Genomic DNA, 24402 nt, shown 5'->3' with positions numbered 1-24402 from the left:
GCCTCCAAAAACATAAAAAAAGGTGCAAAGATTTCTCTCTGCACCTTGGATAGCTTCTATTCAATTGAGCGTCAATAGGCTCTTACAGTTTTGCCCTCTATGTAGTTAACAAAGGCCTTGTTGACCACTCGGGTGCCGCCGGAAGTTGGATAGTTTCCTGTAAAATACCAATCTCCAGAATGGTTCGGAATGCATTTGTGCAGGTTATCTACGGTCTGAAAGATCACTTGTACTTCAGCTCGGATCTCCGGCGAGGTGACAATTTCGGCAACTTTGGCAGAGATCTCATCGTCGGTAAAGCTCCCGTACACTCCCTTTACAAAATTTTCAAAATCGTACGGATGCGCAACGCATTGGTCGTAAATCTTATCCAGAACGTTTTCCATTTTCCGCTCCTGAAGCAAGGCAATGGCGGCACGGAAGGCGATAAACTCTTTCACTCTTGACATATCGATACCGTAGCAATCTGGGAACCGAATCTGTGGGGCAGAAGAGACAATCACGATCTTTTTGGGATTGAGGCGATCCAATGTAGTCAGGATGCTTTTCTCCAACGTGGTGCCTCGCACAATGCTGTCGTCAATCACTACCAGAGTATCGACTCCCGGTTTGATCACCTCATAGGTAGTGTCATAAACATTGGCGACCATCGAGTCACGCTCACCATCACTGGTAATGAAAGTCCTCAACTTAACGTCCTTGCTCACGAGTTTCTCAACTCTAGGCCGGAAACTCAGCAAATCTTCCAAATCTCCCATGTGGGGTTTCCCGTCGAGGAAGATTTCCTTCCGCTTAGCAACCAGGTAGTCCTCCAAGCCTTCTATCATACCAAGGAAGGCGGTCTCTGCGGTATTGGGAATGTAAGAAAATACGGTGTTTTTAAGATCAAAATCAATCGCCTTCAATATCTGAGGGATCAGAGCCTTGCCCAGGTTTTTTCGCTCCTGATAGATCGCAGGATCAGTTCCCCGGGAGAAATAGATTCGCTCAAAGGAACATGACTTCTTCTGTCTTGCCGACAAAATCTCCGATTCCTCGTAGCTACCATCCTTATTGACCACCAGCGCGTGGCCTGGCTTTATCTCTTTGATCGAATTGAAATCGATATTGAACGCGGATTTGATAGCGGGCTTCTCTGACGCGACGACCACCACTTCATCATCCGCATAATAATACGCGGGGCGAATCCCCGACGGATCTCTGACGACGAAGGAGGACCCGTTGCCGATCATACCTGCCATTGCGTACCCACCATCAAAGTCTCGGCAGGATCTACGTAGGATTCTGGTAACGTCCAGCTCGTTTTCGATTACGTGGGTAATCTGTTCGTTAGAGAATTGATGTTTGTATTTGTCGAAAATCCGCTGATTCTCTTCATCTAAAAAGTGACCGATTTTCTCCATCACCGTGACGGTATCGGTTTTTTCCTTCGGGTGCTGCCCCAATTGTACGAGTTTACTGAAAAGCTCCTCGTTGTTAGTCATGTTGAAGTTACCAGCCATAACCAGGTTACGACTTCTCCAGTTGTTCTGCTTAAGGAACGGGTGGCAGGTTTCGATGCTATTTTCGCCGTGGGTGCCGTACCGCAGGTGACCCAACCATACTTCCCCGGTAAAGGCAATATTCTTTTTGAGCCAATCCCCATCGGTGAGCGCATCATGCCCTCCGAGTTTCTTTGCTTTCTTGTACTTCTTGGTGATTTTATCGAAGATATCATTAACCGCAGAGGGTTCTATCGAACGATACCTGCTGATATAGCGGGTTCCCGGTTCGGTATTGATCTTGATATTTGCTACTCCGGCGCCATCCTGGCCCCTGTTGAGTTGCTTCTGCATCAGCACATAAAGCCGATTAGCGGCAAATGAGGCTGTTCCGTACTTGTCTATGTAATACTGAGGGGATTTTCTAAGCCGGATCATGGCTATTCCGCACTCGTGTTTTATAGCATCACTCATGGAGGGGCGAATGTTCTATTGAGAGGTCAAAGGTAAGAGAATTCAAAAGATAATTTCCTCATAAAAAGTTCGGTTTTAAAGAATTTTATATGGCGTGAGTCTCAATACCCTATCCCCGCTTTCAATCGCTAGTTCAATGGATTACCGACCCCTAGTTGGGGAAAGAGTACACAAAATTAAAACCTCATTTTTAAAAAAATGCTCAAAAAAGCTCAAAATCCATGTTGGCACGCCCTTAGCCTATCGTGTAGGACGCCTGAGAAATAATATTCCAGGTGAGAAGAGATATTCTGGCAATTAACTAAACCAAAAATTCATAATTGGTATGAAAAAGATCACCGTAATATTTGCCATGATTATGACCGTAGCGGTATCGGCTACGCCAACCACAGCGAGTGTCGTGTCGACATTTGCTGACCTTACACTTCAAGAAGAGAGAATTCAGATAAAACCTGAAGAGTTGCCTGATCCGGTTAAGCAGACAATTTCAGGAGATGAAACCTTAAAAGAATTCCCTATTGCCGAGGCTTGGCAATTCAAAACTGCAGTAGGTTTGACCACTTTCAAAGTGGCTTTTGACAACGGCTCTGCCGACAAATTGTGGAAAACTTATGATCCAGAAGGAAATGAAATAAAGGAGTAAGTTGCTAGATCCCCTTTATTTTTAAAGCATCAGACACTAGTCTGGTGCTTTTTTTGTTCCTTTTGTATATTGAACGAAAAAAAGGATGGCTCACATATTATTGGTTGAAGACGATTTGACGTATTCTAGGATCGTAAAGACTTTCCTCGAAAAAAACGCATTTGAGGTGGTATCGACCACTAAAGTCCGCGAAGCCCAAAACATCCTGAACAGCCGCAAGTTTGATCTGATTATTGCGGATTTTCGGCTTCCCGACGGCACTGGGATGGAGCTCCTGCAGTGGGCAAAGGCTCATTTTCCAAAACTACAGGTGATTTTGATCACCCATTATTCAGATATCCGAATCGCAATCAAGGCGATGAAACTCGGCGCGTTTGAATACATCACCAAGCCGATCAATCCTGACGAGTTGTTGGCTACAGTCAGAGAGTCGCTTTCACAAAAAATTGAAGAAAGAAAGATCGACACCCCCAAAGAAGCTGCCAAGATCCAGAAGCCAGTCGCTGCCTCCTCGTACGTCACCGGAGAATCGCAGGAAGCCGAAAAATTGGAAAAACATATCCACTTAGTTGCGCCCACTGACCTGAGCGTGTTGGTATTAGGCGAAACCGGAACCGGAAAAGAGCTTATCTCAAAGCGAATCCATGAATTTTCTCAAAGAAAAAATGGCCCATTTGTGGCCATTGACTGTGGGGCTTTGCCCAAAGAACTGGCGGGAAGCGAGCTTTTTGGACACGTAAAAGGTGCATTCACCGGAGCCCTCGACAACAAAACCGGGCACTTCGAATCCGCAAACGGCGGAACTATCTTCCTTGACGAAATCGGCAACCTTAGCTATGAAGTCCAAATCCAATTGCTACGGGCGATTCAGGAGCGACGAATACGTAAAATCGGAGGAAACAAAGAAATCGAAATTGACGTCCGCATCATCGCAGCGACCAACGAAAACCTGACTTCGCAGTCGGGGGATGGTGTTTTCAGAGAGGACCTGTACCACCGCCTCAACGAATTTACGCTTTATGCCATCCCACTACGACAGCGAAAAGCCGATCTCGAATTTTTTGTCAATGGCTTCTTGACAGAAAGTAACGAGCGTCTTCACAAATCTATCCGGGGACTCAGTCCCGACGTGTGGGACATTTTCTATAACTACGACTGGCCAGGAAACCTTCGCGAATTAAGAAACATCATCAAACGGGCGGTATTGCTTTCCTCCGGAGAAAAAATCGAAAAAGAAGCTTTGCCACTGGAGCTATACGATTCCTCATTTCTTGCAGAAAGACCTGCTCAGCCCGCCAACCCAACCTTTCAACCTGTCGCAAGCAGTCCAGCCCTTGCAAATCCCGCCGCAGGCCAGGATTACAAGACGCAATGGAAAGAACAAGAAAAGGAACTTATCCAAAAAGTCCTCCAAGATACGAGATTCAACAAATCCAAAACTGCGCGGATTCTGAATATGGATCGGAAGACTTTGTACAGTAAACTTGAAAAATACGGTCTTGAATAAACTCAGACTGTCTCCGCGACTTTCTCTTTTAACGCAATCAGCATTTTTCTAGCCTCATTGTCCAGCTGGATCAGCGATTCCTGTATTCCGTGATGATTTCCTATTTTTAGGCTATTCTCGATCTTTCTCGCTATCGGGCCTGCGAGGCTTTTGATCTGTCCAAGCCTACTTCCCAGCTGATGGCAGATTTCCAAAATTTCAGACCATCGGTTATTTAGCCTTGCCCGAGTGATTTTCTGAAGATCTGTCTCTGTTTCGCGGATCAGATCACGTACGATATCCGTGAGTAACTCTTGATCGCCCATGCAAAACTTCTCAAAATCCGAAAGACTAAACAACTCGCCAGAACCCAATACTGTTTCAACTCGGCGATCGGATTGCAACTCCAGTCGGGAAGGGAAAAAACTTCCCAGGACAGAGACCAGCTTCGCCTCTTGGAAAGGCTTCAGAATCAAGTTGTCAAAACCCTCGGCGAAAAGCCGTTCTTTTTCCTCCACAAAAACATTTGCCGTCATCGCAAGCAATGGCAGCTTGCTATATTCTCTGAAATTCCTGATCGCATTGGCTACATCAAATCCTGAAAACTCTGGCATCTGAATATCGATCATCGCAAGATCCAAGGGTACCGGCTCAAATTCATCGCGAAATGCACTGCCTCCAAGGTAGGAAATCACGTTGGCACCAAAGTACTGTAAAACTGTCTCCAGGTAACGTAAGCCAATCCCATCGTCATCCACGACCAAGATGTTCAAGCCTTTTAAATCGATAAACTCATTTTCTTCAGTCGCGTTGACAGTCTCTAGTGCTGGACTCAGTCCCATGGGAATACTCAAACGCATTCGGGTACCTTTCCCGGGACTACTCTCTGGCTGCAGCTCACCCTGCATCAATGTCACCAAACGCTGAACAATAGACAGGCCCAACCCTGTTCCTCCAAATTTTCTGGAGATCGAGGTATCAGCTTGATCAAACTCCTGAAACACTTTCTTCAGATCTTCGGGATTCATACCAATTCCAGTGTCTTGGATCTCAATCTTAAGGTTACCGTTGATCCATGCCACCGTCACATTCACTTCGCCTTCCTGCGTGAATTTGAATGAATTGCTAAGGAGATTATTCATCACCTGCTTGATCCGAAGCTCATCCCCTACCAGCCAGTTATCGTCCGGCAAATCCAATTGCCAATTAAACTCCAGCTTCTTTTCCTTAGCCGTAAGTTCGAAAAAGCTCTGAATCGCCTGAAATAAAATGATGGGATCAAAGGGATGCTTGTCCAATTTAAGCTTTCCTGCCTCTAGCTTGGAAAAGTCAAGAATATCATCCACGATCTCCATCAAAGTATCTGAAGCAAATCCGATCATCTTCAATTGAGATTGCTGATCTGATTCCAATTCTGATTTTTCCAAGATTTTTCTATAGCCCTGGATTACGTGAAGTGGATTGCGGATTTCATGGCTCATATTGGCCAAAAAATCCTGCTTGGACCGAGCGAGCTGATCCGATTTTTTTCGGGATTTCTCCAGGTCTACTTGGTACGACCAATTGAGGCGGGTTTCTTTGAGTACAGAAAAAACTAAAAACGAAGTCCCCAGGACAGCAATGATCACCACGATAATCAGGAAAAATGTCACCTCAAACACCAGCCCAGAAGCCTGATTGGTTTGAGCAGTCGATGCGTGGATCGCTTGAGACTGCAACGCTCCGATGAGATTTTGGATTGTGATCCCGATATTATTTTGCTTTTGCGAAAGCGAAACTTCAAGGCCCGCCAACTTTTCACGCTGAGAGCTTTCCTCTTCGTAGATTCTGCTGATCACTCCTCTCAACGAATACAAGACACTATCGGGGTCTGGCCCTTTGGTCGCAGAACTAAGCGGGGAGTTCTGCTCCTGTAGTTTTCTCAAATAGGTGACCAGACGATCCTCATCCCTGGTGATCATTCCTGTCCGGAGATCTTGTCTACTGGCGGTCTGCTGTTGGAGCTCGTTGTAAATGTAATTTTTAGGATTCAGATCCTGGAGCGGTCTGAACTCCAGACTTTCGGACCTGCGCCGAATTCCAAGCTCCACCCTAGTCAGCGCTTCCTGCGAAAAATTGCGAGAAGCGAGGTTTCTTTTGACTTCATACAAATCGACATAGCCATTGATCAGTACCGCAAGACTATCGCGAATAGTTTGGACACTACGACGTTCAAGCGTATCTGCGGCGAGAATATTCAACTGATCAAGCTTACCTTCAAGAAGTGAAATTGTAGAGTCGTTGACTCTTACATCAGACTTCAGGCTATCGCCACTGATTCGTGTAATTCGAAAAATTTCACTTTGAAGATTGTTGAGCAGATCCAGTTTTTGATTGGGCTGAGCCAAATGACGAACCGATTCCTCCAACTGGTTGAGTGTATAGTAAGTAAGTCCCGCAACGCTGACGAGGATCGACGTCGCCACAAAAAAACCTGCAGCGACTTTTCTACCTGTATTAGTAATTGAGGTAAAGGGCTTCATACTTTTTTACGATGGACCTCTTTCAGCCCAACAACTATTCCAAAACAGTTAAAATTTCAACAAAACATACCCTTGGGGTACGTAGGTAGTAATCGTCGTCAGCGCAGAATGCGCCACTCGGATACCAGGCCACAGATCCGAAACTTCCAGATTGCGTGCTCTCATGGATTGCCCACAAACCATAATATCTGCACCGGCAGCTTTCAATGCCTCATATACCTTCAGGTTGGGGTTATCTACTTCAAATCTCTCCTTGTAGTTTTCGTCATTGAGTAAGGTAAAGATGGCGCCGCCATGGACGACGACCTTCACCTTGATATTTTCCTGTGGTACGCCCGCCAAACCATGTAAATTCATCATCCTAGCCACATTGTCCACCCAGCGTGAAATAGCCTTGTTATCCTCTGCCCCCGTGGACAGGTCTACCAGGATCTTGTATTCCAATTTGGGATCAGGACGTTCGGTTGCTTCAGGGATTTCGAAGATGCCTCCAAAACCCTTGACAATCGGAAACTGGGGGCCTTGCGCCAAAACGTCAACCGACAAAACCAAGAATAGACCTAGAACGAAAGCGGAAATAGTGTTTTTCATCTGAAAATATTTCTCAGAAAAATAGGTAAAAATCAGACTTCGAAACCTCCGCTAATCAAAAAAGCCTAACCGATTGCTCGATTAGGCTCTGTGCGCACGAGAAGATTCGAACTTCCACACCCGTAAGGGCACCACCCCCTCAAAGTGGCGTGTCTACCAGTTTCACCACGTGCGCGGTTAGGGATTGCAAAAGTAGAAATCCAACTCAATCGAAGCAAACCCGATTCGATGATTTCTCTACTTTTTTTCAATTTTATCCAAATACCTTCTTTTCGGCAGATTGAAGCGTATTATAAAGCAAAGCGGCGATAGTCATCGGTCCAACTCCACCCGGGACGGGCGTGATGGCAGACGCTTTTTCTGCGACTTCTTGAAATTTCACATCGCCGATCAGTCTAAAGCCAGACTTTTTGCTGGCATCTTCGACCCGATGAATTCCCACATCGATTACCACAGCGCCTGGCTTCACCATATCACCAGTCACAAACTCAGGCTTTCCGATCGCTACGATCAAAATATCCGCACTTCGGCAAATCTCCGGGAGATTTTGGGTCTTGCTGTGAGTCAAGGTCACAGTCGCATTTCCAGGATAACCGTTTCGACCCATCAGAATACTCATTGGACTACCCACAATATGACTTCTGCCGATCACCACGCAATGTTTTCCAGCCGTTTCGATCTCATATCTTTTCAGTAGCTCGATGATACCATAAGGAGTTGCTGCGACATACGCAGGCCAATTCAGGGTCATACGGCCGACGTTTGCCGGGGTGAAACCATCCACGTCTTTTTCAGGCTTGATCTTGTTGGTGACTTTATCCACCGAGATATGTTTGGGCAACGGGAGCTGGACGATCAACCCATCGATATCCGCATCGTTGTTGATATCCTCTACCGCTTTGAGGAGTTGCTCCTCAGAAACATCGGCATCCAATCGCACCAGTGTGGATTTGAATCCCACTTCTTCGCAGGCCTTTACTTTGGCGTTGACATACGTATGGCTTGCGCCATCACTTCCCACGAGAACCGCCGCCAAATGAGGAATTTTACCTTCTTTAGCTTTTATTTCCGCTACGCGAAAAGCGATTTCATTTTTAATGTCTTGGGAGGTTTTTTTACCGTCAATCAGTACCATGCGATTTTTGATTTTTGATATACGATTTACGACGCCTTAACGTGATTGGACGCCTAGCTAAATTTCAAAGTTTTTATACTGGAAACGACGATTGCTACCAATTCATCTGCTTCTTTCCTAAGCCTATTGATTTCATCGACTAGAGATGGTTCTTTTTGCACCTCCAAGATAAGTTCGAGAAAATACTGGGTTTCATCCGCTTCCTCCTCCACTATTTTCAATTTATTGATAAAATCCGCAGTGGATTTGGCGCGGGTAGCTGAGCGGTAGTTTGCACCGACCGAACTTGACGAACGGATGATTTGATTTACATACCCATTGAACTCACGAGAATGGGGAAGCATGGAACATAGATTCCAGACATCGACTGCAAATTTCTTTGTCCTTCTCTGCATCACGTACTTGTCCATCTATCACAAAGGTTTGAAGTCCTATTTTCGCTCGTAGATCGTAAATCAAAAATCCCAAATCGTCTAGTCCAGCTTCAGCACCGCCATAAACGCCTCCTGAGGGATCTCGACATTGCCGACTTGCCTCATTCGTTTCTTGCCTTTCTTCTGCTTTTCGAGGAGTTTACGCTTACGCGAAATATCACCGCCATAGCACTTCGCCAAGACGTTTTTACGCATCGCCTTTACAGTCTCTCTTGCAATGATTTTCTGCCCAATCGCTGCTTGGATCGCGATCTCAAACATTTGACGAGGTACAAGTTCCTTTAATTTTTCGCAAAGCTTTCTACCCCAATCATAAGCCTTGTCCCGGTGAACAACCGCTGACAAGGCATCGACCGGCTCTCCATTAAGCATCACATCCAGTCTCACCATGTGCGATACTTGGTAACCGATCAGCTCGTAATCCAAGGAAGCATAGCCTCTGGAGATGGTTTTCAGTCTGTCAAAAAAGTCAAAAACGATTTCCGCCAAAGGCATATCAAAGGTCAATTCGACGCGCTCAGCAGTCAGGTAAACCTGATTTTTGATCTGGCCCCGCTTGTCCATGCAAAGGGTGATCACTGCACCGACATATTCAGCGGCAGTGATAATAGACGCTTTCACATACGGCTCTTCGATGTGCTTCATCCGCGTAGGATCCGGCATATCAGAAGGTGCATTGATCAACTGGATGGTGTCATCAGTCATCAGCGCTTTAAACTGCACAGAAGGCACCGTCGTGATGACCGTCATGTCAAACTCACGCTCCAGTCGCTCCTGGATGATCTCCATGTGGAGCATTCCTAAGAATCCACAGCGGAATCCAAAGCCCAAAGCCATGGAAGTTTCCGGTTCCCAGACGAGCGAAGCATCATTCAATTGGAGTTTTTCCATCGAATAGCGAAGCTCCTCATAGTCGGTAGTTTCTACGGGATAGATCCCGGCAAAAACCATAGGTTTGACGTTTTCAAAACCCTGAATGGCCGCGTCACACGGACGCTTGACATGAGTGATTGTGTCTCCGACTTTGATCTCTTTGGCCACTTTGACTCCGGAGATGAGGTAGCCCACATTTCCGGCAGACATGGTCTGTTGAGGGATTTGGTTCAGCCCCAAAATCCCGATTTCATCGGCTTCGTATTCCCTACCGGTGTTCACAAATTTGATCTTATCGCCCTTGTTGATTGTACCGTTGAAAATCCGGAAGATGACCTCTACGCCACGGAATGAATTGTATACGGAGTCGAAGATCATTGCCTGAAGCGGTGCTTCGGGATCGCCTTTGGGTGCCGGAATTCTGGTCACCACCGCCTTGAGAATATCATCGATTCCCAGTCCTGCTTTGCCGGAGGCCAAAATGATATCCTCTCTGTCGCAACCGATCAGATCAATCACCTCATCTGCCACCGCTTCGGGATCAGCGCCGGGAAGATCGATTTTATTCAAAACCGGAATAATCTCCAGGTCGTGGTTGAGCGCCAGATAAAGGTTGGAAATCGTCTGTGCCTCCACACCCTGAGACGCATCGACGATCAACAGTGCTCCTTCGCAGGCAGCAATGGACCTAGAAACCTCATAAGAAAAATCGACGTGTCCGGGAGTATCGATCAGGTTGAGAATGTACTCCTCCCCTTCGTGTTTGTACTTCATCTGGATGGCGTGCGATTTGATGGTAATCCCACGCTCGCGCTCCAGATCCATATTATCCAACAACTGATTTTGCATATCCCGATCCGCTACCGTGTCGGTTTGTTGCAATAATCTATCCGCCAATGTACTCTTCCCATGGTCAATATGGGCGATGATACAGAAATTCCTGATGTTTTTCATAAGCTTACGTGCCGCAAAAGTAGTAAAAATAAAGGATCTTGGAGGGCTATTTTTGGAGGGAAGGATGGGGATTTCTACCGTATAGAAAGGAAAAGTTGGATACACTGGTAGACTTTCTCCCGAGAGAAAAATTAAAATTTGGAATCTCCCTTCTTTTTTAAGCAAAGTAACTCAGCTTGATTTAGGATAAAAATGATGGAATTCAAATGACTAAATCGTAAGTTTTGTAACAAAGATGGGGTAGTTTGTTCCCTGTCTTGTCACCAGGCGAACCTAAAATAGCCTAGACTAAGCCAATCTTCTGAGGTGAAGTTCAGGCAAATTCTTCCGCATTTGACATCCTGCCTACCACATCATATTTATCTTTGCGAAGCAAAAAAGAGAGAAGAATGAAATCCATCGCTGTGCGTAAAAAATCCCAAAACATCGGAGAATACCTGATCTACATGTATCAAATGGAGGATCTGATCCGCTCCTATCAAGGAAACATGACTGAAATCAAGCAATTTGTCGTTTCACACTATCCTGTTTCTGACGATGAAAAAGCAGAAATCGCAATTTGGTTTGAAGAGATCTTGGAGAAAATGAAAAGCCAGCAAATCCTCGAAAATGGGCATCTTAAAGAACTAAAGGACGTAGTCGAAAATCTGGCGAACCTCCACTGGAAGCTACTCAAGACCGATAAAACTTACTTTGACACCTACACCAAAGCAAAGCCTTTTATCTTGGATGCCATCGTAGCAGCAAATGGAGTCGACCCCGGAAATGAAATTCAGATTTGTCTCAATGGTATCTATGGGCTTTTGCTCGCTCGCCTTTTGGGCAAAGAGCTTCCGAAAAGACAGCTAGAAGCATCAGAAGCCTTTGGAGAAGTCCTTGGACTGCTGAATTTCAACTACCAGCAGCGGATTTTTATGTCCCCGAATTAAGGACAGGGCCTGGTTTACTTTTTTCGAATGGTTTTCTAAACGAAAAGGTGCCATTCCGAAATTTCTCAAGTTCATGGAATCGGCCTCATTCATCTCGCTATTCCTTTGTATTTTAAGCACAAATGAACGCCAGCTGCCATGACTTTTTACCAACAACCGATTAGCGAACTTTTCAGGGAATTTAAGTCCCAAAAAACTGGACTAACAACTTACGAGGCCGAAAAAAGAATCGTCGAATTTGGCGCGAATGCACTCCAGGAAAAGAAAAAAAAACCTATTTGGCTGGTATTCTTGGCCCAGTTCAAAGACTTCATGATCCTGATCTTGGCGGCTGCGGCAGTCGTATCTGGAATCGTCGGCGACCTCACGGACACGATCATCATTCTCGTGATTATCGTGCTGAATGCCGTCTTGGGCTTTGTGCAGGAATACCGGGCAGAGAAGGCGATGGACTCGCTGAAGAAACTCACAGAGACCCAGACCAAAGTCATCCGCGATGGTCAGACTATTTCATTGCCGTCCAAAGCGCTCGTACCCGGAGATATGATCCTCCTCGAAGCGGGGAATATGGTACCGGCGGACGCCAGACTGATCGAGACTTTTTCCTTCAAAATCGACGAATCCTCTCTAACCGGCGAATCCGTCCCTATCGACAAGTCTTCCGGACCGATTTCAGCAGAAAACCTTTCTCCCGGTGATCAACTGAATATTGCATTTAAGGGAACCCTAGTGACGAATGGCCGCGCTACCGGGCTGGTGATCGGCACCGGAATGAAGACTGAGATAGGCAAAATTGCCGGACTACTTCAGGAAAATCCTCCGATCACGCCGCTGCAACAGCGTATGGCGCGGTTTGGGAAGGTGATTTCCTACCTGATCCTGGGCATTTGTGCATTGCTTTTTGTGGCGGGATGGGCTCGAGGAGAAGACATCTACCAAGTTTTGTTGCTATCGATAAGTTTAGCGGTGGCGGCTATCCCTGAAGCACTGCCTGCGCTGATCACAATCGCACTTTCGCTCGGCGCGGGAAGACTCGCAAAAAAGCAAGCCCTGATCCGAAAGCTTCCAGCTGTGGAAAGTCTCGGTTCGGTCAGTTACATCTGCACGGACAAGACCGGCACGCTTACCCAAAATAAGATGACTGTCGTGGCATCCCACCCCATCGACACGCCTGGCCTCTTCACGGATTTTTCCAATCTTCAGGTGGCAATGGGACTGTGTCATGACGTGCATGTGGACAAGAAGGGAAGGCCAGAAGGAGAAGCGACCGAACTCGCTTTGGTGGAAGACTTTCTGGAAACCTTCTCCCTTGAGGCCTATGAGCGACTTTCCGGAGAAATTCCGAGGATCGGAGAGATCCCTTTTGACTCGGAAAGAAAAAGAATGAGTACCCTCCACCAATTTGGTGATCAGGTTTTGGTGCTTTGCAAAGGTGCGTCTGAAGCCATTTCGGAGATTCTAAAAGATCAAAATCTGGCCAAAGAGGTAGAGGAATCTTCTGAAAACCTCGCCGCCAAAGGGCAGCGAATTTTGGCTTTCGCAGGAAAAGTAATCCCAAGCCTGCCAAATGAGGCCGAGTGGGCAGGTTTGGAAGCTGAGCTCGAGTATTTTGGAAAAGTAGCCATGATCGATCCCCCGCGGGAGACCGTGAAAACTTCAATCCATGAATGCATCGCCGCCGGAATCAAGCCCGTGATGATCACCGGAGACCATCCCGCCACCGCCAGGGCCATCGCTGAGGAAGTAGGCATCTGGAAAGAGGGAGATCTGGTACTGACTGGTGCAGAGCTGGGAAACCTCAATGAAGAAGAATTCGAAAAAATCGTCGAGCAAGTCAGTGTCTATGCTCGGGTAGCTCCTGAGCAAAAGCTTCGGATCGTACAGACCCTGCAGCGCAAGGGACATTTTGCGGCAATGACTGGAGACGGAGTCAATGATGCGCCCTCGCTCAAAGCAGCGACTATTGGCGTGGCGATGGGAATCGCCGGTACCGATGTCAGTAAGGAAGCGGCGCACTTGATCTTGCTGGACGACAACTTTTCGACGATCGTCAAAGCCGTGAAGGAAGGACGAAGAATCTACGACAACATCCGGAAATTCATCAAGTACATCATGACCTGCAACGGAGCGGAAATCTGGGTGATCGGGCTTGCTCCATTTTTGGGCTTGCCCAATCCCCTCCTGCCCATTCATATTCTCTGGATCAATTTGGTAACCGACGGACTTCCAGCTTTGGCTCTGGCCGGAGAAAAGCCGGAGAAAGATCTGATGCACCGCCCTCCTCGTCCGCCGAAGCAAAGTCTGTTTGCCGAAGGAGTGGGATATCACATCGTCTGGGTCGGAATGCTGATGGCCGGGGTGACGATCTTCACACAACACTGGGCAATCCGGCAAGATTGGCACTGGCAGACGATGGTCTTTTCGGTACTTTCGTTCTCTCAACTCGCCCACGTGATGGCCGTAAGAAGCGACCGAACCTTTCTTTTCAAACAGGGTTTTCTGAGTAACAAGCCTCTTTTGATTTCCGTCGGACTGACGATGGTGCTTCAGCTTGGGGTGATCTACCTGCCGTTTATGAATGACATCTTCCGAACCCGGCCTTTAGAGTTGGTGGAGTTGCTTTTTTGCGGGGCAATGGCTTTGATCGTTTTCCACGCAGTAGAGATGGAAAAATGGATCAGAACACTGATCAAAAAATAGAATGTCCAGAATGCAGTCCGGCCCTATTTTCTTCGATCTGGCTAAGCAAGAGCCCGTTTGCGTTCGCAGAAACAGGCCATCGGTACCATTTCCATTTTCTTCTTAGAACTTTCTCTTTATCTTCCAAAATCCGATTTTCCAAGTAAAACCAAACCTAGGTGCCCTTAACCAAACCTGCAGAAGAAAGCTTCGAAAAACTGCCCAGAAATCTGGGGCTTTGGGGAATCTGGATGCTGGTGGTGAATGGGCTGATTGGGGCGGGAATCTTCGGTCTTCCAAGCGGAGCAGCGGCTTTGGCCGGAGAATACAGCATTCTGATCTATGCGTTTTGCGCACTTTTGATGCTTCCTGTGATCCTTTGCTTTGCCGAATTGGGAAGCTATTTCCGAGGTACAGGCGGCCCGATCACCTATGGAAGATTGGCCTTTGGACCGTTTATCGGCTTTCAGGGCGGATGGTTGTACTACCTCGCACGTCTGATTTCCTTTTCCGCCAATACCGTTTTGCTTACAGACAGCGTTGCCTATTTCCTTCCAATCGCGGGAGATAGCACCGGCAGGTTGATTTCCCTAGCGATCATTTGCATCGGACTCGGTGCGATCAATGTGCTGGGGTCACTAGAATCGATCCGATCGATGACCGTTTTTACAATAATCAAGTTTGCTGTGTTGATTCTGTTACCGGTCGGCGGTTTTATCACCTTGGGGGCGGATGTGATCCCGAAGTTTGACACGCCACTGCCGCCAACTTCGGATCTTGGAAGCGCGGCCTTGTTGTTGATATATGCATTTGTAGGCTTTGAAGGAGCGGTGGTTCCCGCCGGCGAGGCAAAACGTCCGGAGCGAGACATGCCCTTGGGATTGTTGCTCGGCTTGGGCTGTGTCACCGTGCTCTATATGTTGATCCAACTCGTGTCTCAGGCTGCCACACCTGATCTAGCAGCAACAAAAACACCTCTTCTGGACGCTTCAGCCGCACTTTTTGGGAGCGTCGGGGCGGTCATTTTGATGATTGGAGTGGCGGCATCCGTGATAGCCAATTTGATCGGTTCGATGTTTTCGGCTACCCGAGTGACCTACGCGCTTTCGCTAGAAAACTCGCTTCCGGCTTGGTTTGGCACTGTGCACTCAAAATTTCTGACTCCGGCCAACTCCGTCATTTTCTTCGGTGTCTCGGCATTTTTGCTGTCGGCGTTTGGCACATTTACGGTCTTGGCAGCTATGACAGTTTTATCCAGGCTATTTCTCTACATCATGAGCTGTGCCGCCATCCCGAAGCTGCGACCAAGATTCTTAAAGCAGGGCCGATTTGTATTAAAAGGGGGATATTCCATTCCAGTGTTGGGTATATTAGCCTGCCTTTGGTTGATGCTTCAGGTCAGTGCGCAATCGGTCTATATGACCGGATTGTTTGTGGCCATCGGAACAGGCCTTTATTGGTTGGGAAAAAAGCAACAATCTGCCTGATTTTACTCGGGCAAAGTACTCCAACCGTGCCATTCCTTGATTCGAGAAAAATGCTGCCTATCCCCTAATTCCGTCCTAAAACATGCCCAAACCAAACCTCGCCATCAGAACCGTTCTTTTTAGCATTTTAGGAAATGCGGTCCTGGCTGCCGTTAAGTTTCTGGCGGGAATTTTTGGTCATTCGTATGCATTGATCGCGGACGGCATCGAATCCACCGTAGACATTTTTTCCTCCCTGCTGGTCTTGCTGGGTTTGAAATACGCTGCCCGACCGGCGGACGAAAATCACCCTTACGGACATGGTAAAGCAGAACCCTTGGTCACCTTCCTGGTCGTCGCTTTTCTAATCGTGTCTGCCTTTGTAATCGGTTGGCAAGCCATCGAAAATATCAAAAGTCCGCATGAATTGCCTGCTTCCTGGACTTTGATCGTGTTGGGCGGGATTATTCTGTGGAAAGAGATCTCCTATCAGGTGGTGATGAAGCGGGCCAAAAAGCTTCAAAGCTCCTCTTTGAAAGCCGAGGCTTGGCACCACAGATCGGATGCGATCACGTCGGTTGCTGCATTTATCGGGATTGCGGTTGCACTTTTTGGAGGCGAAGGATTTGAAGTTGCCGATGACTACGCTGCTCTAATCGCTTGCGGGTTTATTCTGTACAATTGCTACGGCATCTTTAGACCGGCTTTGAGTGAGGTGATGGATGAGGACAATTACGAAGAACTCACCCTTAAGATCCGAAAAACCGCTTTGAAAGTGCGGGGAGTAGAAGGAACCGAAAAGTGCTTTATCCGCAAGGCAGGCATGAAGTATCACGCGGATTTACATGCTACCGTCAAGGGAACCCTGACGGTCAAAGAAGGCCACGACATTGCCCATTCTCTGAAAGACAGACTAAAAAAAGAGATCCCTCAATTGGGAAATGTGCTGATCCACGTCGAGCCTGCATGATACTTCTCCCTCATATTTTCGCAGAAAAAATCGCTGATCTACGCGGATAAATCTGTGAGAGAATCGTCGAAAGAAGAAACGAAATGGTACTTAGGCGTTCGCCATTTACGTTAACCCAAAAAAAGCGTCAGCTTTTTTCTCTGGGCTCTTGAAAAAAAATGATGGAGTTGTAATGGTGAAAATTCTAAGTCCGATAGATCTTCTTAAATACTTCGCCCTTCGAGATCTTTTTGGCAAAAAAAACCATGGCAATTTGTGGGAAGAGACATTAAATGCCCAGCTTATGGAGAAACAGGAAAACGGCAAAGAAAAAAATCCTGCCTCCGAAGAAGCAGGATCCTATTTTCCAGCTCAGGATCTTTATAAATCCCAATTCGCCTTATTCCCACTCGATCGTAGCAGGTGGCTTGGAAGAGATATCGTACACGACGCGATTCACCCCTTTGACGCGGTTGATGATCTCGTTGGAAATTTTGCCTAGAAACTCATAAGGAAGGTGAATCCAGTCAGCGGTCATGCCATCCACTGAACCCACCGCACGAAGTGCGACGACTTTCTCATAAGTCCGCTCATCACCCATCACGCCAACTGACTGAATCGGTAAAAGCATCGCTCCTGCCTGCCAAACCTGATCGTAAAGTCCGTGGTCTTTCAATCCTTTGATGAAAATATGATCTACCTCCTGAAGGGTTTTGACTTTTTCCTCCGTGATGTCTCCCAAGATGCGGATTCCCAATCCCGGTCCCGGGAAAGGGTGGCGACCGATGATTGTCTCTACAATCTCCAGCGCGCGGCCTACTTCCCGTACTTCGTCTTTGAAAAGCGTATTCAAAGGCTCTACCACAGACAGTTTCATGAAGTCCGGCAAACCGCCCACATTGTGGTGGGATTTGATGGTCGCAGAAGGACCTTTGACTGAAACAGACTCGATGATATCCGGATAAATAGTACCCTGACCCAGCCATTTTACGCCTTCTATCTTATGTGATTCATCGTCAAAAACCTCGATAAAGGCTTTTCCGATGGCTTTTCTCTTTGCTTCCGGATCGGTCAGACCAGCCAAGGCATCGTAAAAACGCTGCTTGGCATCGACTCCGATCACGTTCAAGCCCATGTGCTTGTACGAATCGAGTACTTCTTCAAATTCATTTTTGCGCAGCAGTCCATTGTCCACAAATACGCAAGTCAACTGATCGCCAATCGCCCGGTGAATCAAGGTCGCCGCGACGGAAGAATCAACTCCTCCCGACAAACCCATCACCACTTTGTCAGAACCGATTTTCGCTTTCAGGTCAGCAATCGATGCATCGATAAACACATCCGAAGTCCAATCCTGAGAACAGCCACAAATACTGACCACGAAGTTTCTAAGTAGGTTTTTGCCCTCAGTGGAGTGCGTCACTTCCGGGTGAAACTGGATGCCGTAGGTTTTTTCCCCTTCTATTTTGAAAGCCGCCACACGAACGGATGAGGTGCTCGCAATCACTTCAAATCCTGCTGGAAGTTCCTTGATGGTATCTCCATGAGACATCCAAACCTGAGAACCGTGGGTCATCTCCTTCAAGAGGTCATGATGCAGATCAATGTGATCGAGATTGGCACGACCGTATTCACGGATCGTGGATGGCAATACCTCACCTCCAAATTTGCTTGCCAAAAGTTGAGCTCCATAACAAACACCCAAAAGTGGCAGTTTGCCGCGAAACGCCCCCAGATCCAAATCCGGAGCATCGGCTTCTCTGACCGAGCATGGGGAACCTGAAAGAATCACACCTTTGATGTCGGCGGTGATCTCAGGAACTTTGTTGTAGGGGTGGATTTCGCAATAAACGTTCAGTTCTCGGACTCTTCTAGCGATGAGCTGGGTGTACTGAGAACCGAAATCAAGGATGAGGATTTGTTCTGCCATGCGCAAAGGTAAGCAGGCCAGTCAAACTGCCGAAACTATCCCGGAAATTTTCCGAAGAATGTTTGGTAAAGCTGCCTCAGAAGATTGAGTCGACTCCGAAAAAGTTTTCGAAGTGGGCTAACCAAAAACTGGCATCAAAGCTTGGTTGATCCTATCGCGATTGGGAATGAGAAAGTCTGAAAAAAGCACCTGTCATTTCAACTCATCGGAATTTCCTCAAATACCAGATCCGTCTCAGGAATCGCTTCAAGTCCGCTGGCGATGAAGCCGGCGATTAGGGCTGAAGCTTCAATGCCTTAGCTCAATCTCTTCGATTTAAAACCATACATCTATTTCAATCACTCTTCAAACTTTCCACCGGATTGGAATTTGCGGCGTTAAAGGCCTGAAAACTCACAGTCATCACTGCGATTACCACCAGAATCAACCCTGATCCAGCAAAAATCCACCAACTCAGCGTAGCCTGATAGGCATACCCATCGAGCCACGAATCCGCCAGATACCAGCCAATCGGGACGGAAAGGAAAATCGCCACCAAAACCAATTGAATGAATTCTTTGGAAACCATGGTAAGAATGCTCGAAACAGACGCACCCATCACTTTTCGCACTCCGATTTCTTTTTTGCGTTTCTCTGCCGTAAAAGCCGCTAAGCCGAACAAGCCGAGACAAGAAAGAAATATGGCAACTACCCCAAAGTACTTGGCCAAGCTCGCCACCCGCTTTTCGGATTCATAAAGCGATTGGAAATCTTCATCCATGAAAGAATAATCCATCACTTTACCAGTATTTTCTTTGTACAAATTTGAAATTCCGGCCAACGTTTGCTCCTGATTTTCCGGATGAATACGAACCATCATTTTTGTCGAAAATTTATCGTCGTATTTCAAAAATGCGGGTTTGACTGCTTCTTTGAGCGATTCAAAATTGAAGTTCTTTACCACGCCGATTACTTCCATATCATCTCCCCAGAGATTGAGTATCTGACCAACCGGTTCCTGGAAACCGATAACCCGTGCAGCCTCTTCATTCAAAATCAACTTGGTCCGCTCATCTCCAAATTCTTGCGAAAAAGCCCTTCCCGCTACCAGCTCAAAGCCCATGGTTTCGATCAGCTCAAGATTTACCGTCACATTCTCAAACTTTACCTGCTCGGTTTCGTCCTTTCCTTCCCAATCCAGACCGATCGTGGAACTCGAAAGTCCAATCAGCTGATGATTCAAACTCGAAGCGTTTTCTACCCCGGGCACTTTCTTGACTTGCTCCAAGAATGCATTCGTCTGGGCAGCATTTAGATCAGAAGCAGGGATTTGGATCAATTGAGATTGCTGATAACCCAAGTTTTGATTTTGGATAAAATTCATCTGACGGGCGATCACCGAAATCCCGATGATCAATAGAAGAGAGACTGCAAATTGAAAAACAACCAAACCTTTTCGAGCCAAAAGCTCTCCAAAGCTCCCTTTCAGATTGGATCGGAGCACCTGCATCGGTTTAAACCTAGAAAGATAAACTGCCGGATAAATCCCAGCGAGTAAGCTGGTCAAGGCCCAAACAAAGACCAGAAAGCTGATTTCCTGAATTCCGAAATTAATCTGAATAGACTTTCCCGTCAGCTCATTGAAAAATGGATTTAAGACAATAACTAAAACCAAGGCAAGTACCAAAGCCAACAAACTCAGGAGAAAGGACTCCGTCATGAATTGGGAGAAAAGTCCAGCGCGATTGGCTCCCATAGTTTTCTTTACGCCGATCTCTTTGAGACGACTCATAGATCTGGCAGTCGTCAGGTTCATAAAATTGATGCAGGCAATCAGCAGAATAAATCCTGCAATGGCTGAGAAAATATAGACATAACTAATCCTCCCTCCGGCGATTTTCCCACCTTCATACGCAGCGTACAGATACGTATCCTCATACGCCTGCACAAAGACGGTTACATTACTTTCCGCTTTTTTGCCTTTGATGAAATCAGCAATTTGTTCGTTGAAATTCTCCGGATCGGTTCCCTCTCGCAAGATCAAAAACGTCATCCCGTTAAAATTATCCCAATGAGCTCCCTCGCCAAGCATGTTGACAAAGAATTGATAGTTCAATAAAAACTCCGGCTTGTCGATCGCTTGGGCATCGGAAAAATCTTCGTACACGCCAGTTACCTCGACCTCATTATTGAAACTAAATACCTGCCACTTGAGTGTTTTGCCCAGTGCATTTTGCGCGTTTCCAAATAGCTTTTCAGCCATGGTATTCGAAATCACCACCGAGTTCATATCCGTCAGGGCTCCAGCTTGGCTGCCTGATACAAAGTCAATGGAAAAAATATCGAAATAGGCCTGATCTACAAAATAGCCATCCCCTGTCATTTTGGTAGATTCATTTTCGAAGCTTACCCCATCGATGAAGGGAGAAACGCCCGCAGCTATCTCCACCTGCGAAAGCTCTGCACGCATTGCCTCGGCCATTCGCGCCGGAGTGATGTTGATCGTATTGATCCCCGCAGAATTGTCGTGATTGGTCATCACCTGAAAGATCCTACGTCCGTTTTCATGGCCGCGATGTACTGAAACCTCACGTTGAACCCAAGCCATAATTAAAATCACGGTGGTTAAGCCGATAGCCAAACCAAACAGGTTGATCATGAATATGGATTTGTGCTTTGAAAAATTTCTAAGCGCGAGACGTAGGTAATGGCGAAGCATGGATAGTTGGAGGTTTGGAGGTGGGAAGAGGAAGGTTCGTTGAACCGTCATTAGTAGGACATATCTCTCTTCCTCAGCAATCGGATTTTTTAAGTCCGAAGCAATCTTTTGTAGTAGGCAGACTGCTTCGGTAGTCCTTCCCGCGCAAAAACGTTACACATGAAACTGTTCCCGAATATTCTCGGTCACGACTTTACCATCAAACACGTTGATGATTCGGTGGGCGTAGTTGGCGTCATGCGGAGAGTGAGTTACCATCACGATGGTAGTTCCTTCGTTGTTGAGCTCTTCCAAAAGACGCATTACTTCTTCGCCATTCGTAGAATCCAAGTTACCTGTAGGTTCATCGGCGAGGATCACGGATGGCTTGGCGACTATGGCTCTGGCAATAGCCACACGTTGCTGCTGACCACCCGAAAGCTGCTGCGGGAAGTGGTTTCTTCGGTGCATAATGTTCATGCGGGTCAGGACTTCTTCTACTTTTTTCTTTCGCTCGTCAGAGGGAACTTTCAGATAAAGAAGCGGAAGCTCCACATTTTCAAACACGGTCAGCTCATCAATCAGATTGAATGACTGAAAGACAAATCCGATATTCCCCTTTCTCAAAGCGGATCTTTGACGCTCTGAAAACTTGGCCACTTCCTGATCCAGAAAGTAATATTCTCCCCCGTCCGGATTGTCCAAAAGCCCGATAATATTCAGTAGAGTGGATTTACCACATCCCGAGGGGCCCATGATGGCGACAAATTCGCCTTTCTTGATTTCGATTTGGATCCCATCCAGCGCGGTGGTCTCTACTTCCTCAGTAGCATACATCTTTCTGAGGGCGACGGTTTTGATTACGTTCATGTGTTTTGAGTTTGAAGACGGGAGACCGAAGACCGAAGTAGCAGTTCCCCATTCGTTTTGTTTGATAGTTTTTGAGTTTGAAGACGGGAGACCGAAGTAGCAGTTCCCCATTCGTTTTGTTTGATAGTTTTTGGTTCGAAAGACCAAAGTTCTCCAGTATTTATTTAATTGATTTTTTAAATCCTATAATCATATTCAAAAGATTGAAACACTCGGAATAAAGCTTGTCAAACTCTGAATCCTCGATATACTTCCTTCTTTTTGCTTTGTACAAACAAGTCACAACCTCAGCCAAAGACCTAAGCGCGTAGCCGATAAATCTACCCTGCTCTGGGTTAGTTTGGCCGATCGAACCTTCTGCGATATTAAGCGCAATGGAATCTGCCGCTCTACGAATTTGACTTGTCAAATTATACACCTCCTCATTTGAAAACTTCTTAGACAATTCCTGAATTTCTTCGGCCAAATCCATCGCTTTCTGCCAAATAATCAACTTTTCAAATTTGAAACCCATTTTATCTTTCCTTAATAAACAAAGATTCGCCAAGCTATTGCTGAACTAAAAATACGCTAGATCATTAAAACATCTTCGTTCTCCTGTCTTCGGTCTTCAGTCTTTCTTTCTACTTCAACTCCAGCACCTCATTCGTCCCAAAATTCTCATAGCCGCTGACGATGACTTTTTCACCCTCTGTCAGCCCTTCTAAAACTTCATAGAATTCAGGATTTTTTCTACCCAAGCGAATGTTTCGCTTTTCGGCAACACCGGTCGTAGGATTAAGCACAAACACCCAGTTTCCCCCCGTGTCCTTGAAGAACCCGCCGGTAGGAAGCAGCAAACTCTCTTCGCTTTGCCCCAATTCCAGACGTATCCTTACGCTTTGACCGCGACGAATACCGGTAGGACTTTCACCGGTGAACGCCATGTCCACTTCAAATCGACCATTGGTGATCGTTGGGTAGCTTTTGGTAATTTCCAACTCGTGGTCCTGACCACTAAGCGTAAATTTCCCACGCAGTCCTGTGCTGATTCGAGGAAGATAAAGTTCGTCGATCGGCACCCTGACCTTAAATTCATCCAGCATGTCTATTTGTCCATAGCGCTGTCCAGATGTGATGGCTTGGCCGATTTCGAGTTGCTGTGGTGTGGCCAATTGACCCGCGATCGGCGCGGTGATGACCAGATTGTCAAGGATATTGCCGACCCCGTTCAGGGAAGCGTTCATCCTTCCTTCTGACTGCCGTAGCTGGGTCAGCTGATATGACCTGGCCATCGAGTCACTTTTATATGACTTATAGGTCAATTCCTTTCTTTTCAGATTGTATTCGTATTGCTCCTTCACTTCTTCGAATTCCCGGTCAGAAACCAGCTTTTTTGAGTGAAGTTCCTTGAATCTCTTATACTGAGGCTCCAGCAAACTGATCTGGTAATCAATCTCCGCCAGTTGCCCCAACTGGACCAAGTCATTTTGATCCAGGAAAAGTCGGGTTTGACGCAGGTTGTTGATCTGCTCGTAGAGCATGGTCTCCCGCTGCATCACGTCCAGCTGAAGGTTGGAGTTGGAGAGCACCAAGATAGTATCACCCTTGCGCAGCAAAGCCCCCGACTCGCGTACCACTTGATCGACCACCCCACCCTCGATTGCATCCAGATAAACTGTCCTAGATGGCTCGATCTGTCCAGACACCAAGATGTAATCGGTAAACTCGCCGGTGGAAACGGTCGCGATACTGAGTCGATCCTGCTCGACATTCATGGTAGACCGATGGTCTGCAAATCCGATTTGGTAAATAATTCCCCCCAATAAGACAACACCGCCGGCGACGGCGGCGATTCTCCGGAGAGTCCAGGTTTTCTTTTCTATTTTTCTATCCATTGTGTGAAAATGCCCTACTTGGCTTGTCCTCTTTGTGCCAAAGGTTGTGCCATGCAAAATATTGCCTCAGGGCACTCCTAAACAAGATTTCCTTAAATTTCGATTTTCAACTGTCGAACATTTTCGTCCGCCACCGAACAAAAGTGGTTCGAAGCCGAATTTTTCTCCGTACCTTTTTCAAGGAAAAGTTGAACTCAAAATCAGCCCAATTCGTCCGAAAATGGCACTTTTTGGCCGAATTTGATACTTATAAAAAAGCGGCAAACTTTTGGAAAGAAGAGTGACAGACAGTTTGCAGTGGCTGGGATCGGTTTTCACTCGTAGCGGCGAATGTTCGGATTGAATTTGCTGAGGGGCTATTTGATTTTCGAAATTCTATGAAATGCATCGCTGACTGCCTCTTCTGTCTTTCTTTAGTTTCCAAAATATATA

17 protein-coding genes and 1 tRNA gene are annotated in these 24402 nt (G+C 46.7%); 6 read left to right on the top strand and 12 right to left on the bottom strand.

Going from position 1 to position 24402, the window contains the following annotated elements:
- Positions 1 to 71: 71 nt before the first annotated feature.
- Complete coding sequence (locus ABD031_RS21035) at positions 72 to 1955, bottom strand: amidophosphoribosyltransferase (protein ID WP_343854862.1); 1884 nt, start codon at positions 1953 to 1955, stop codon at positions 72 to 74.
- Positions 1956 to 2280: 325 nt separating this feature from the next.
- On the opposite strand from ABD031_RS21035, the gene ABD031_RS21030 reads away from it, so the two are divergent.
- Entirely contained in the window at positions 2281 to 2598 is a 318-nt protein-coding gene (locus tag ABD031_RS21030; protein ID WP_343854860.1) for a hypothetical protein, read from the top strand.
- 85 nt (positions 2599 to 2683) lie between these two features.
- On the top strand, positions 2684 to 4105 hold the full coding sequence (locus ABD031_RS21025; RefSeq protein ID WP_343854858.1) for a sigma-54-dependent transcriptional regulator: 1422 nt from the start codon (positions 2684 to 2686) through the stop codon (positions 4103 to 4105).
- A gap of 2 nt (positions 4106 to 4107) precedes the next feature.
- Here the strand turns inward: ABD031_RS21025 and ABD031_RS21020 are convergent, their stop codons facing one another.
- The 6 genes from ABD031_RS21020 to lepA all read right to left on the bottom strand — a co-directional run bounded on the left by ABD031_RS21020 (position 4108) and on the right by lepA (position 10593).
- The gene (locus ABD031_RS21020) at positions 4108 to 6606 is read right to left on the bottom strand and encodes a hybrid sensor histidine kinase/response regulator (RefSeq protein WP_343854857.1); all 2499 of its coding nucleotides are present in this window, start codon (positions 6604 to 6606) and stop codon (positions 4108 to 4110) included.
- Positions 6607 to 6654: 48 nt separating this feature from the next.
- Positions 6655 to 7197: a DsrE family protein gene (locus tag ABD031_RS21015; protein ID WP_343854855.1), complete on the bottom strand. Its 543-nt coding sequence runs from the start codon at positions 7195 to 7197 to the stop codon at positions 6655 to 6657.
- Between the two features lie 91 nt (positions 7198 to 7288).
- Positions 7289 to 7372, bottom strand: a tRNA-Leu gene (locus ABD031_RS21010).
- Positions 7373 to 7450: 78 nt separating this feature from the next.
- Positions 7451 to 8332, bottom strand: a complete 882-nt coding sequence (folD, locus tag ABD031_RS21005) for a bifunctional methylenetetrahydrofolate dehydrogenase/methenyltetrahydrofolate cyclohydrolase FolD (RefSeq protein ID WP_343854853.1) — start codon at positions 8330 to 8332, stop codon at positions 7451 to 7453.
- Positions 8333 to 8385: 53 nt separating this feature from the next.
- Positions 8386 to 8742, bottom strand: a complete 357-nt coding sequence (locus tag ABD031_RS21000) for a four helix bundle protein (protein ID WP_343854851.1) — start codon at positions 8740 to 8742, stop codon at positions 8386 to 8388.
- 63 nt (positions 8743 to 8805) lie between these two features.
- Positions 8806 to 10593: a translation elongation factor 4 gene (lepA, locus tag ABD031_RS20995; protein ID WP_343854848.1), complete on the bottom strand. Its 1788-nt coding sequence runs from the start codon at positions 10591 to 10593 to the stop codon at positions 8806 to 8808.
- 389 nt (positions 10594 to 10982) lie between these two features.
- Here lepA and ABD031_RS20990 point away from each other — a divergent pair, with 389 nt between their 5' ends.
- The 4 genes from ABD031_RS20990 to ABD031_RS20975 all read left to right on the top strand — a co-directional run bounded on the left by ABD031_RS20990 (position 10983) and on the right by ABD031_RS20975 (position 16637).
- Positions 10983 to 11522, top strand: coding sequence for a DUF4924 family protein (locus ABD031_RS20990; protein ID WP_343854847.1), 540 nt, complete (start codon positions 10983 to 10985; stop codon positions 11520 to 11522).
- 138 nt (positions 11523 to 11660) lie between these two features.
- Positions 11661 to 14222 (top strand): cation-translocating P-type ATPase, encoded by a 2562-nt coding sequence (locus ABD031_RS20985; RefSeq protein WP_343854845.1) that lies wholly within the window; start codon positions 11661 to 11663, stop codon positions 14220 to 14222.
- A gap of 158 nt (positions 14223 to 14380) precedes the next feature.
- Positions 14381 to 15688 carry an APC family permease gene (locus ABD031_RS20980; protein WP_343854843.1) on the top strand — a complete coding sequence of 436 codons (1308 nt, stop codon included), beginning with the start codon at positions 14381 to 14383 and terminating at the stop codon, positions 15686 to 15688.
- Between the two features lie 82 nt (positions 15689 to 15770).
- Positions 15771 to 16637 carry a cation diffusion facilitator family transporter gene (locus tag ABD031_RS20975; protein ID WP_343854841.1) on the top strand — a complete coding sequence of 289 codons (867 nt, stop codon included), beginning with the start codon at positions 15771 to 15773 and terminating at the stop codon, positions 16635 to 16637.
- A gap of 379 nt (positions 16638 to 17016) precedes the next feature.
- Here the strand turns inward: ABD031_RS20975 and guaA are convergent, their stop codons facing one another.
- The 5 genes from guaA to ABD031_RS20950 form a co-directional block, all read right to left on the bottom strand.
- Positions 17017 to 18546 carry a glutamine-hydrolyzing GMP synthase gene (gene guaA / locus ABD031_RS20970; protein ID WP_343854840.1) on the bottom strand — a complete coding sequence of 510 codons (1530 nt, stop codon included), beginning with the start codon at positions 18544 to 18546 and terminating at the stop codon, positions 17017 to 17019.
- A 334-nt stretch (positions 18547 to 18880) separates the two neighbouring features.
- Entirely contained in the window at positions 18881 to 21184 is a 2304-nt protein-coding gene (locus tag ABD031_RS20965; RefSeq protein ID WP_343854838.1) for an ABC transporter permease, read from the bottom strand.
- A gap of 213 nt (positions 21185 to 21397) precedes the next feature.
- A complete protein-coding gene (locus ABD031_RS20960) occupies positions 21398 to 22093 on the bottom strand; it encodes an ABC transporter ATP-binding protein (protein ID WP_343854836.1) in 696 nt (231 codons plus the stop codon).
- 160 nt (positions 22094 to 22253) lie between these two features.
- Positions 22254 to 22640 carry a four helix bundle protein gene (locus tag ABD031_RS20955; protein ID WP_343854835.1) on the bottom strand — a complete coding sequence of 129 codons (387 nt, stop codon included), beginning with the start codon at positions 22638 to 22640 and terminating at the stop codon, positions 22254 to 22256.
- A gap of 76 nt (positions 22641 to 22716) precedes the next feature.
- A complete protein-coding gene (locus ABD031_RS20950) occupies positions 22717 to 23970 on the bottom strand; it encodes an efflux RND transporter periplasmic adaptor subunit (RefSeq protein WP_343854834.1) in 1254 nt (417 codons plus the stop codon).
- Positions 23971 to 24402: the final 432 nt, after the last annotated feature.

Source organism: Algoriphagus jejuensis, from assembly GCF_039523455.1.
Lineage (GTDB): Bacteria > Bacteroidota > Bacteroidia > Cytophagales > Cyclobacteriaceae > Algoriphagus > Algoriphagus jejuensis.
Note: the sequence above shows the minus strand (reverse complement) of the source record. Positions and strands in the feature narration are given on the sequence as shown.

What these genes read in the sequence shown, in the direction of transcription:
- ABD031_RS20985 (WP_343854845.1), top strand. Translation starts at nt 11,661, where the DNA reads ATGACTTTTTACCAACAACCGATTAGCGAACTTTTCAGGGAATTTAAG.
- ABD031_RS20960 (WP_343854836.1), bottom strand. Translation starts at nt 22,093, where the DNA reads ATGAACGTAATCAAAACCGTCGCCCTCAGAAAGATGTATGCTACTGAG.
- ABD031_RS21000 (WP_343854851.1), bottom strand. Translation starts at nt 8,742, where the DNA reads ATGGACAAGTACGTGATGCAGAGAAGGACAAAGAAATTTGCAGTCGAT.
- ABD031_RS21035 (WP_343854862.1), bottom strand. Translation starts at nt 1,955, where the DNA reads ATGAGTGATGCTATAAAACACGAGTGCGGAATAGCCATGATCCGGCTT.
- lepA (WP_343854848.1), bottom strand. Translation starts at nt 10,593, where the DNA reads ATGAAAAACATCAGGAATTTCTGTATCATCGCCCATATTGACCATGGG.
- ABD031_RS21020 (WP_343854857.1), bottom strand. Translation starts at nt 6,606, where the DNA reads ATGAAGCCCTTTACCTCAATTACTAATACAGGTAGAAAAGTCGCTGCA.
- ABD031_RS20950 (WP_343854834.1), bottom strand. Translation starts at nt 23,970, where the DNA reads ATGGATAGAAAAATAGAAAAGAAAACCTGGACTCTCCGGAGAATCGCC.
- ABD031_RS20975 (WP_343854841.1), top strand. Translation starts at nt 15,771, where the DNA reads ATGCCCAAACCAAACCTCGCCATCAGAACCGTTCTTTTTAGCATTTTA.
- guaA (WP_343854840.1), bottom strand. Translation starts at nt 18,546, where the DNA reads ATGGCAGAACAAATCCTCATCCTTGATTTCGGTTCTCAGTACACCCAG.
- ABD031_RS20965 (WP_343854838.1), bottom strand. Translation starts at nt 21,184, where the DNA reads ATGATCAACCTGTTTGGTTTGGCTATCGGCTTAACCACCGTGATTTTA.
- ABD031_RS21015 (WP_343854855.1), bottom strand. Translation starts at nt 7,197, where the DNA reads ATGAAAAACACTATTTCCGCTTTCGTTCTAGGTCTATTCTTGGTTTTG.
- ABD031_RS21030 (WP_343854860.1), top strand. Translation starts at nt 2,281, where the DNA reads ATGAAAAAGATCACCGTAATATTTGCCATGATTATGACCGTAGCGGTA.
- ABD031_RS20990 (WP_343854847.1), top strand. Translation starts at nt 10,983, where the DNA reads ATGAAATCCATCGCTGTGCGTAAAAAATCCCAAAACATCGGAGAATAC.
- folD (WP_343854853.1), bottom strand. Translation starts at nt 8,332, where the DNA reads ATGGTACTGATTGACGGTAAAAAAACCTCCCAAGACATTAAAAATGAA.
- ABD031_RS21025 (WP_343854858.1), top strand. Translation starts at nt 2,684, where the DNA reads ATGGCTCACATATTATTGGTTGAAGACGATTTGACGTATTCTAGGATC.